Annotated in this window: 9 protein-coding genes; 7 read left to right on the top strand and 2 right to left on the bottom strand. The window is 62.0% G+C overall.

Annotated features, from left to right (window positions below; genetic code table 11):
- The 5 genes from VM94_RS28830 to ppnP all read left to right on the top strand — a co-directional run.
- Positions 1-373, top strand: a 373-nt coding sequence (locus VM94_RS28830; protein WP_046682547.1) for a chemotaxis protein CheW, incomplete at its 5' end; no start/stop codon positions are given.
- Entirely contained in the window at positions 370-2,679 is a 2,310-nt protein-coding gene (locus VM94_RS03820) for a hybrid sensor histidine kinase/response regulator (RefSeq protein WP_046682274.1), read from the top strand. The genes VM94_RS28830 and VM94_RS03820, both read left to right, overlap by 4 nt.
- Before the next feature lie 10 nt (positions 2,680-2,689).
- On the top strand, positions 2,690-3,742 hold the full coding sequence (gene cheB, locus VM94_RS03815; protein ID WP_046682504.1) for a chemotaxis-specific protein-glutamate methyltransferase CheB: 1,053 nt from the start codon (positions 2,690-2,692) through the stop codon (positions 3,740-3,742).
- A 10-nt stretch (positions 3,743-3,752) separates the two neighbouring features.
- Positions 3,753-4,778 carry a diguanylate cyclase gene (locus VM94_RS03810; RefSeq protein WP_046682273.1) on the top strand — a complete coding sequence of 342 codons (1,026 nt, stop codon included), beginning with the start codon at positions 3,753-3,755 and terminating at the stop codon, positions 4,776-4,778.
- Positions 4,779-4,803: 25 nt separating this feature from the next.
- Complete coding sequence (ppnP, locus tag VM94_RS03805; protein ID WP_046682272.1) at positions 4,804-5,118, top strand: pyrimidine/purine nucleoside phosphorylase; 315 nt, start codon at positions 4,804-4,806, stop codon at positions 5,116-5,118.
- Here the strand turns inward: ppnP and murB are convergent, their stop codons facing one another.
- A complete protein-coding gene (gene murB, locus VM94_RS03800) occupies positions 5,119-6,147 on the bottom strand; it encodes a UDP-N-acetylmuramate dehydrogenase (RefSeq protein WP_046682271.1) in 1,029 nt (342 codons plus the stop codon).
- 182 nt (positions 6,148-6,329) lie between these two features.
- On the opposite strand from murB, the gene VM94_RS03795 reads away from it, so the two are divergent.
- Positions 6,330-6,815 carry a YajQ family cyclic di-GMP-binding protein gene (locus VM94_RS03795; RefSeq protein WP_034759416.1) on the top strand — a complete coding sequence of 162 codons (486 nt, stop codon included), beginning with the start codon at positions 6,330-6,332 and terminating at the stop codon, positions 6,813-6,815.
- A gap of 183 nt (positions 6,816-6,998) precedes the next feature.
- Positions 6,999-8,264, top strand: a complete 1,266-nt coding sequence (locus tag VM94_RS03790) for a nitronate monooxygenase (RefSeq protein WP_046682270.1) — start codon at positions 6,999-7,001, stop codon at positions 8,262-8,264.
- Between the two features lie 54 nt (positions 8,265-8,318).
- Here VM94_RS03790 and VM94_RS03785 read toward each other — a convergent pair whose 3' ends face one another.
- On the bottom strand, positions 8,319-9,662 hold the full coding sequence (locus VM94_RS03785) for a leucine-rich repeat-containing protein kinase family protein (protein ID WP_046682269.1): 1,344 nt from the start codon (positions 9,660-9,662) through the stop codon (positions 8,319-8,321).
- Positions 9,663-9,735 lie beyond the last annotated feature (73 nt).

Here is a 9,735-nt window from a genome sequence, read left to right as displayed (position 1 = left end):
AAAGCCGCACGCGCTGCCGCACCGCGGCGGGGGCGGCTTGGCGGGCATCGTCAATATCGGCGGCAAGCTGTATCCGTGCATGTCGCTGGCCAGTTTGCTGGGCATCGACGAACAGGGAGCGCCGCCAGCCAAGGGCCGCCACACGTTTGCGCGCCTGCTGCTGATGCGCTGGGAAGAGCAGGCCTACGCCCTGCCCGTGGCCGACCTGCACGGCATCGTGCGCTACGCGTCGGGTGCCGTGCAGGCGCCGGCGGCCACCATCAACAAGGGCCTGTCGCGCTTTCTGTCGGGCGTGATCACCGAGGGCGACATGCGCATCGGCTGCCTCGACACGGCGCTGATCGGCTTCCAACTTGCGAGACTATTACGATGAGCCAGGACCAGCACGGCGACCTGAGTGCCTTTTCCATGCTGGACCTGTTCCGCATGGAAGCGGACAGCCAGACCCAGATTCTCACCGACGGCTTGCTGGCCATGGAGCGCCATGCGGGCGACGCGGCCGCCGTCGAGGCGATGATGCGCGCGGCGCACTCGATCAAGGGCGCCGCCGCCATCGTCGGCCTGCAAGTGGTGGTGCAGCTGGCGCACGGCATGGAAGACAGCTTTGTCGCCGCCCAGCACGGCAGATTGAAACTCACGCCGGAGCGGGTCGACGTGCTGCTGTCGGGCGTCGACCTGATCGTGCAGCTGTCGCGCCTGGACGACGCGGGCGCCGAAGCGTGGCTGGCCGCCAATGCGACGCAGATCGACCAGACCCTGAATGCCATCGCCGGTATCGCCGACCTGCCCGAATTGCCGGCCCTGCCCTCGGCGCCCGCGCCCGTGCCTGCGCCGGCTCCGGTGCGGGAAGCGGCCGAGCCGCAAGTTCCCGTCGCCAGCGGCCTGGCGGGGGATGAACCGGAAGCGGCCGCTCCCGCGCCGCGTACGGCGACCAGTACAGGTGCGCCAGCCAAGGCCCAGGCGCAGAATTTCGACAAACTGCTGTCGCTGGCCAGCGAATCGCGCATCAATGCGCACCAGATGCACCCGTTCGTCGGCGCCCTGCAGCGCTTCAAGCGCAACCAGAGCAGCCTGTTTTCCGCCATCGAGCACCTGCACGAAGCCATTGCCCGCTCGGCCGACCCGGGCCTGATGGAAAAGTCCTTGCTGGCGCTGCAAAAGACGCAGCCCCTGAAGCAGTTCATGCTCGAGCACATCGCCGACATCGAAACCTATGAACGGCGCTTGCTGGCTGTCTCGCAAGGCATGGTCGACGAAGTGCTGGCCCTGCGCATGCGCCCTTTCCGCGACGGCATCCACGCGTTCCCGCGCATGGTGCGCGACCTGGCGCGCAGCCTGGGCAAGGAAGTGCAGCTGGAGATCGAAGGCGAAGATACCCTGGTCGACCGCGACATCCTGGCGAAGATCGAAAGCCCGCTGAACCACATGCTTCGGAATGCCATCGACCATGGCATGGAAGGCCCGTATGAGCGCATCGACGCGGGCAAGGAAGCGCTGGGCACGATACGCATGGAAGCGCGCCACCGCGCCGGCATGCTGAGCATCGAGATCAGCGACGATGGACGCGGCGTCGACCTGGAAAAAATCCGCCAGTCCGTCATCGAGCGCAAGATGGCCAGCCCCGCCATGGCCGCTGCGCTGTCGCCGGGCGAGCTGCTGGAATTCCTGTTCCTGCCCGCATTCAGTCTGAAGGCGACGGCCAATCAATTGTCCGGACGCGGCGTGGGCCTCGACATCGTGCACGAGACGATACGCCAGCAAAACGGCACCGTGCGCCTGGAGTCGGAACCGGGCCGCGGTTTCCGCGCCCTGATCACCCTGCCGCTGACGCAATCGATCGTGCGCGCGCTGGTGGTCGACGTGCACGGCGAAGCCTACGCCATCCCCATCGTCAAGGTGGAAAGCGTGGTGCGCGTGCCGCAGGCGGCCATCCATACCCTGGAAAACAAGCAGTTCTTTGAACTCAAGGGCGAGCATCTGGGCCTGGTGTCGGCGGCGCAGGTGCTGGAGCTGGGCGAGGCGGCCAGCCAGGCCGACGATTTGCCCGTGGTGGTGATCGGGCGCGGCAAGCAAAGCTATGCGCTGGTGGTCGACGCCATCCGCGGCGAGCAAAGCCTGGCCGTGCAAGCCATCGACCCGATCTTCGGCAAGATGCGCGACATTTCCGCCGCCGCCCTGCTCGACGACGGCGAACCTGTGCTGATCCTCGACGTGCCCGATTTGCTGCTGTCGATCGACAAGCTGCTGCACGAGGGCGGCCTGCACCAGCTGGCGCAGGCGGGCCACGCGCAGCAGCGCCGCGCCAAGCGCATCCTCGTCGTCGACGATTCGCTGACGGTGCGCGAGATGGAGCGCAAGCTGCTGCTGGCGCGCGGCTTCGAGGTCGACGTGGCCATCGACGGCATCGACGGCTGGAACGTCGTGCGCAGCGGAGAATATGATCTGGTGATCACCGACGTGGACATGCCGCGCATGGATGGCATCGAACTCGTTTCGCTGATCAAGAAGGACCTGCACCTGCACAAGCTGCCGGTGATGATCGTGTCGTACAAGGACCGTCCGGAAGACCGCGCGCGCGGCCTGTCCGCCGGCGCCGACTATTATTTGACCAAAGGCAGCTTCCACGACGAGACCTTGCTCGACGCGGTGGCCGACCTGATAGGAGATGCCCGCTTATGAGCTGTCATTCATGAAAATTGCCATTGCCAACGATGTCGCCATGGCCGCCGAGGCCCTGCGCCGGGTGGTCGCCAGTACGCAGGAACACCAGGTGCTGTGGATCGCCCGCACGGGACTCGAAGCCGTGCGCATGTGCGAGGGCAACCGTCCCGACCTGATCCTGATGGACCTGAACATGCCGGAGATGGATGGTGTGGAAGCGACGCGCCTGATCATGGAGCAAAGCCCGTGCGCCATCCTGGTCGTCACGGGCCGCCCGCAAGACAATGTCAACCAAGTCTTCCGCGCCTTGGGCGCCGGCGCGCTCGACGTCACAGCCACGCCCGTGCTGCAGGGGGAAGTGGGCGGCGACAGCGAGCTGCTGGCCAAGATCAAGACCATCGGCAAGCTGATACGCCACAGCGCCGAACCACCGCCGCCGCGCCAGGCACCAGCCAATGGCGGCGATCGGGGCGACAGCCAGGTCAGCACCCTGGTGGCCATCGGTGCCTCAACGGGCGGGCCCTCGGCCGTGGCCAAGGTGTTGTCAGGCTGGACGGCGCCGCCCGGCTGCGCCATCGTCGTGGTGCAGCACATCGATGAAACCTTTGCCTCGCACTTCGCCAAATGGCTCGATGACCAGCTCAGCATGCCCGTGCGCGTGATCGCCGAGGGCGACGAACTGGTGTCGGGCAGCGTACTGATCGCCAAGACCAACGATCACCTGCTGCTAGATCAAAATTATCGTTTGGGTTACGATGCAGCACCACGCGACTATGTTTACCGCCCGTCCGTCGATGTCTTTTTCAATTGCGTGGCACAGCACTGGCGTGGCGACGCCATCGGTGTATTGCTCACAGGCATGGGGCGCGACGGTGGCGATGGCTTGCTGGCCATGCGCCGCGCGGGCAAGACGACGATTGCGCAAGACCAGGCCAGCAGTGCCGTGTACGGCATGCCGCGCGCGGCAGCCGAACTCGATGCGGCGCAGCAAATTCTGCCATTGGATAGAATAGGCGCCAGCCTGCGCAGCCGCCTGGGCGCCAAGCTCAACAATGGGTGGGAGCCCTCCCCTAACATCTGAAAAGAATGCAATGCCAGAATTCTCCTCCAGCTTCACCCAGCATGAGCCCGCATTGACCGAATTCAAGGTCAGCGTGCTGCTGGTGGACGACCAGTTGATCATTGCCGAGGCAGTCCGGCGCATGCTCAGCGACCAGCAGGATATCGAATTTCATTACGTGACCGACGCCACGCAAGCGCTGGACACGGCACTGCGTTTGCAACCGACCGTCATCCTGCAAGACCTGGTGATGCCGGGCATCGACGGCTTCGCCTTGATCAAGCTGTACCGCGAAAACGAGGCGCTCGCGCACGTGCCCGTGATCGTGATGTCGGCCAAGGATGACCCGAAACTGAAAGCCCACAGCTTTGCCGTCGGCGCCAACGATTATGTGGTGAAACTGCCGGACCGCCTGGAACTGCTGGCGCGCATACGCTACCATTCCAGCGCGCACATCAGCCGCTTGCAGCGCGACCAGGCTTTTCGTTTCCTGCGCGAAAGCCAAAAGAACCTGGCGGACGCGAATATTGAATTACAGAAACTGGCCGCCCTCGATGGCTTGACGGGCATCGCCAACCGGCGTCGCTTCGATGAAACCTTGCAATTCGAATGGCAGCGGGGCCAGCGTGACAAGACGCCGCTGAGCCTGCTGTTCTGCGATATCGACCATTTCAAGAGCTATAACGACCACTTTGGCCACCTGGCGGGCGACCTGGGCCTGAAAAAGGTCGCCGCCGTGCTGACGGAACATTTGAAACGCCCGGCCGACCTGGCCGCCCGTTACGGTGGCGAAGAGTTCGCCCTGATCCTGCCGGAAACGGAAGCGGCCGGCGCGCTGATGATCGCCGAAGCATGCCGGCGCCATCTGGAAGGCTTGCAAATCGAGAACCCGGCGGCAAGCAAGGGCATCGTCACCATCTCGATCGGCGTGGCCACCGTCGTGCCGTCGCCGGAATCGACGATCGAGCAACTGATCAACCGCGCCGACCAGGCCCTGTACGCAGCCAAGCGCGGCGGACGCAACAGCGTGCTGAGCGCCAATGACGTCCGCGACTGATTTTTAACAGCAAGGGAAGTGAAGCATGAGCACACAACTGGACAATGTCAGCGTCGTCAAGAAGTCGAATATTTACTTTGACGGCAAATGCGTCTCGCACAACGTCATCCTGGCCGATGGCACGAAGAAAAGCGTCGGTGTGATTTTCGCGTCATCGTTGCGCTTCAACACGGGTGCGCCGGAAATCATGGAAATCGTCGGCGGCTTGTGCAAGGTACGCCTGGCTGACGCGACAGAATGGAACAGCTATGGCGCGGGCCAGGAATTCAGTATCCCGGGCAATAGCTATTTTGATATTGAAACCGTCGAGACCGTGGATTACGTCTGCCACTTCGGTTGATTAGACGAACACAGGCTCGGGCGACAGGCGCACGCCATATTTCGCCTCTACATCATCCTGTATCGCTTCCGCCAGCCGGGTAATGTCCGCGCCACGAGCGCCGCCATTATTCACCAGAACCAGCGCCTGCTTGGGATACACTCCCGCGGGCCCCAGGTTTTTCCCCTTCCAGCCACACTGATCGATCAACCAGCCGGCCGCCAGCTTTTCCGTGCCATCGGGCTGCGCATGGTGCACCAAGGCAGGAAAACGTTCCAGCAAGGCAGCACACTGTTCACGCGACACCACGGGATTCTTGAAGAAACTGCCCGCATTGCCGATCACGGCCGGGTCCGGCAATTTGCGCCGGCGGATCGCCATCACCGTGTCGGCCACCTGTTGCGGCGTCGGCTCGGCAAGATTACGCTCGGCCACGGCCTGCGCCAGTTCCGCATAGCGCAAGTTCGGCTGCCATTCGGCCGGCAAGGCAAACGTCACTTCCAGCACGATCAGTTCGCGTCCGTCCGACTGCTTGAAGATGCTGTCGCGGTAGGCGAAGCGGCAAGCATCGCGGTCCATGTCGAAAACGATGCCGCTGGCGCTATGCATGACGCTCACGCTATGCAGATAATCCTTGATTTCCACGCCATACGCGCCGATATTCTGGATAGGCGCGGCGCCTACCGTGCCGGGGATCAATGACAGGTTTTCCAGTCCGCCCACGCCTTGCGCCAGGGTCCACTGCACGAAATCGTGCCAGTTTTCGCCGGCCGCGGCCGTGACGAGTATGGTCTCGAAGTCCGCCTGTGCCAGGCGCATGCCGCGCGTGGCCATGTGCAGCACGGCGCCGGGAAAGTCGCCCGTGAGCACGATGTTGCTGCCGCCGCCCAGTATCAGGCGCGGCATGGCGGACAAGGCGGGGTCTTGCAGCGCCGCATGCAGTTCGGCCTGCGAAGTGATGCGTACGTAGGCGGCCGCGTTGGCCGTGATGCCGAAGGTATTCAGGCGCTGGAGGGAGTAATTGTGTTCGATGGTGAGCTCTGCAGACATGGGATAGCGATTATTTTGCTCGATTATAGAGTGAAACCGACAAAAAACCAGCGCAAGACAAGGGCAGGCCGTCCGTTGTCCGTTAAAATGTCGCATCTTTAACGGGGCTGTGCCATTTTGCAAAGAATGCGCGCGCCCGGCGCGCCAGCAGCGCGCTCGCTCTAACACGAAAGGAACAGACCATGCCGTCATTTGATGTAGTCTCCGAAGCCGATATGATCGAAGTCAAGAATGCCGTCGAGCAATCCAACAAGGAAATCACGACGCGCTTCGACTTCAAGGGCAGCGACGCCCGCGTCGAACACAAGGAAAACGAATTGACCGCGTTTGCGGACTCGGAATTCCAGCTCAGCCAGGTGCGCGACGTGCTGACCAACAAATTGACCAAACGCAAGGTCGATGTGCGTTTCCTCGACGAAGGCGACATCAAGAAGATCGGCGGCGACAAGGTCAAGCAGATCATCAAGATCAAGAATGGCATCGAATCGGATGATGCGAAGAAAATCGTGCGCGTCATCAAGGACAGCAAGATGAAAGTGCAAGCGAGCATTCAGGGCGAAGCCGTGCGCGTCACGGGCGCCAAGCGCGACGACCTGCAAGCGGCCATGGCCATGCTGCGCAAGGACGTACCCGACATGCCGCTGGAATTTAACAATTTCCGCGATTAATTTCGATCAAGCGCAAGCTCCGGCCTGCGCTTGCACCGGCATGGCGGCAAGCTGCCTCGGAGCGCCTGCCCGCTTGGGGTAGAATTGAAGCTGCGCACAGCTACATGCGCCCGCGCGCCTGACCGGCGACGGGCTTGACCGTACATCTGGCTCAGTGATAACCACGGTAGTCTAAGGATAGCAATGAAACGTGTTGATGATTTCCGCCTGCGATTTGGCAAAAAAGAATATGTGCCCATCATGATAGGCGGAATGGGTGTGGATATTTCCACGTCGGAGCTGGCCCTGGAAGCGGCCCGGCTGAACGGTATCGGCCATATCTCCGATGCCATGGTGGAAGACGTGTCGGATCGCCGTTTCGACACCACCTTCGTCAAAGACAAGACGAAACTGTACAAGTTCAACATCAATAACAGCGACAAGGCCGTGGTGCAGTTCGACCTGGGCCGCCTGGCGGAAGCGCAGCGCCTGCATATCGGCCGCACCATGGAAGCGAAAAAAGGCGATGGCTTGATCTTCGTCAATTGCATGGAAAAGCTGACCATGAACGGCCCCCGCGAAACCTTGCGCGTGCGCCTGAACGCGGCGCTGGACGCCGGCATCGACGGCATTACCCTGTCCGCCGGCTTGCACTTCGGCTCGTTTGCCCTGATGGCCGACCATCCGCGTTTCCGCGATGCCAAGCTGGGCATCATCGTCTCGTCGGTACGCGCCTTGCAGATTTTCCTGCGCAAGAATGCCAAGCTGGACCGCTTGCCTGACTTCATCATCGTCGAGGGGCCATTGGCCGGCGGCCACCTGGGTTTTGGCATGGACTGGGCCAATTACGACCTGCACACGATCACGGCGGAACTGCTGGCCTACCTGAAGGCCGAGCAGCTGGATATCCCGCTGATCGCCGCTGGCGGCATCTTCACGGGCAGCGACGCCGTTTCCTTCCTGGAAGCGGGCGCGGCTGGCGTGCAAGTGGCGACGCGCTTTACCGTCACCAAGGAATGCGGCTTGCCAAACAAGGTCAAGCAGGAATACTACAAGGCCTCGGAAGAAGACATCATCGTCAATGGCGTCTCGCCGACGGGCTACCCGATGCGCATGCTGAAGAACACGCCCGCCATCGGCGCCGGCATCCGTCCAGGCTGCGAATCGTATGGCTACCTGCTCGACGCGACGGGCAACTGCGCGTACATCAACTCGTACAACCGCGAAGTGGCAGCCCATCCGGAACAAAAAACCGTCGTCGTGATGGACAAGACTTGCCTGTGCACGCACATGCGCAACTTCAACTGCTGGACCTGCGGCCATTACACGTATCGCCTGAAGGACACCACGCACAAGCTGGAGAATGGCGAATACCAGATCCTGACGGCCGAACACGTCTTCAAGGATTACCAGTTCAGCGTCGACAACCAGATTGCCCTGCCGGAAAAAGAAATCCTGGTAGCAAGCTGAACCTTGTCAGCCTGACATAAAAATGGCGCAGCCTGCGAAGGTTGCGCCATTTTTTTATGCGGGGAGCATATCCCGCAATGCCCGTTCGATCGCGTCGAACTTGGGCCGCCGCAATATTTCTTCCTGCAGGCAAGCATCCATCATGGCCTCCAAGGCGGGCAAGGACGTCGCGCAGTGCGCGATCAACTCGCCCAGCAGCACGCCAAAAGCGCGCGCCTCTATACCCTGCAGCAAGTCCCCTTGCGGCGAGCCGGGCGCAAACATGGAAGCGGCGCCAAAGTCGCCCAGCAGGCAGGCGCCAGCGTCCGCATGCAGGATGTTGTGCGCATACAGGTCGCCATGCACGATGCCGTGCGCATGCAGCTGCCACACGGCCGAGGCGATGCCGTGGGCAATGGCCAGCGCTTGCGGTGCCTCAAAGCATTCGCCATCGGCATACACGTCGCGCGTGCACGATGCCAGGCTCGGCGGCCCTGCCAGGTTGCGGAAAGCAGCGTCGATGAGCGGCATGACAAGCCCCAGCGCGCTTTGCGGATGCGCATCGAGCGTCCCGAGGATGGGGATCAGGCTCACGTGCGCACCGGCGCCGACGCAGGCGGCCATCTCGCTGCGCGGCAAGCCATCGCTGGTCATCTCTCCCTTGAATACTTTGACGGCAACATCATCGACGCCATCGAGGCGGGCACGGTAAATCACGCCTGATGCGCCCTCCCCCAGCTGCTGCGCCAGCTCCAGGCGCTGCCATGCCACGCCCGCCACAGCTGTACCGGCCAGAGCGGCCAGCTCACGCGCTTCCGTGCAGGGATTACCCGCATACGCGAGCCAGCTCAGGCGTGGCAAGGACAGCAAGCAGTCGGGCAACGCCGTAAAACGGTTGGCGGCAATGCGTACGAGTTCCAGCTGGCGGCAGTCGGCAAGAGTAGCGGGCAAGTGGCTCAGGCAATTACCTGCCAGCATGAGTTTCTGCAATTGCGTGCACTTGCCCAGCTCATCCGGCATGGACTCGATGACATTATCGGTCAGGGTCAGCCAGCGCAGCGTGGGCGGCAAGGCTGCGGCCGGCACGTGGCGGATCCGGTTCGCCTTGAAACCGATCATTTCCAGCGCAAGACAGGAACCGAGCACGTCAGGCAATGACGTGAACAGATTATCCGAGCAAAAAATGATGCGCAGCTTGTGCAGGCGCGGCAAATCGTCAGGCAATGTGGACAGCGCATTGCCGGAGAGGTCGAGGATTTCCAGGCTGTCGGCCAAGTCGAAGATTTCTCGGGGTAATGTCGTCAAGCCACAGGACAGCTTCAGGCGGCGTACACCGGCCAGTTGGCCAGCACGTAATTGTTCCAGTGTATGCACAGCAGACAAGATATCCCTTTCAAGGCAGCACGCGATCGATGCCATGCATAAAATCATTGGACGTAAAAAAACCCCAACCGGATCACCGGAAGGGGTTTTTTCGAATAACAAGCCTGAC

The organism is Janthinobacterium sp. KBS0711 (assembly GCF_000988085.1).
In the GTDB taxonomy this organism is placed as follows: Bacteria; Pseudomonadota; Gammaproteobacteria; order Burkholderiales; family Burkholderiaceae_D; genus Janthinobacterium; species Janthinobacterium lividum_E.
Note: the sequence above shows the minus strand (reverse complement) of the source record. Positions and strands in the feature narration are given on the sequence as shown.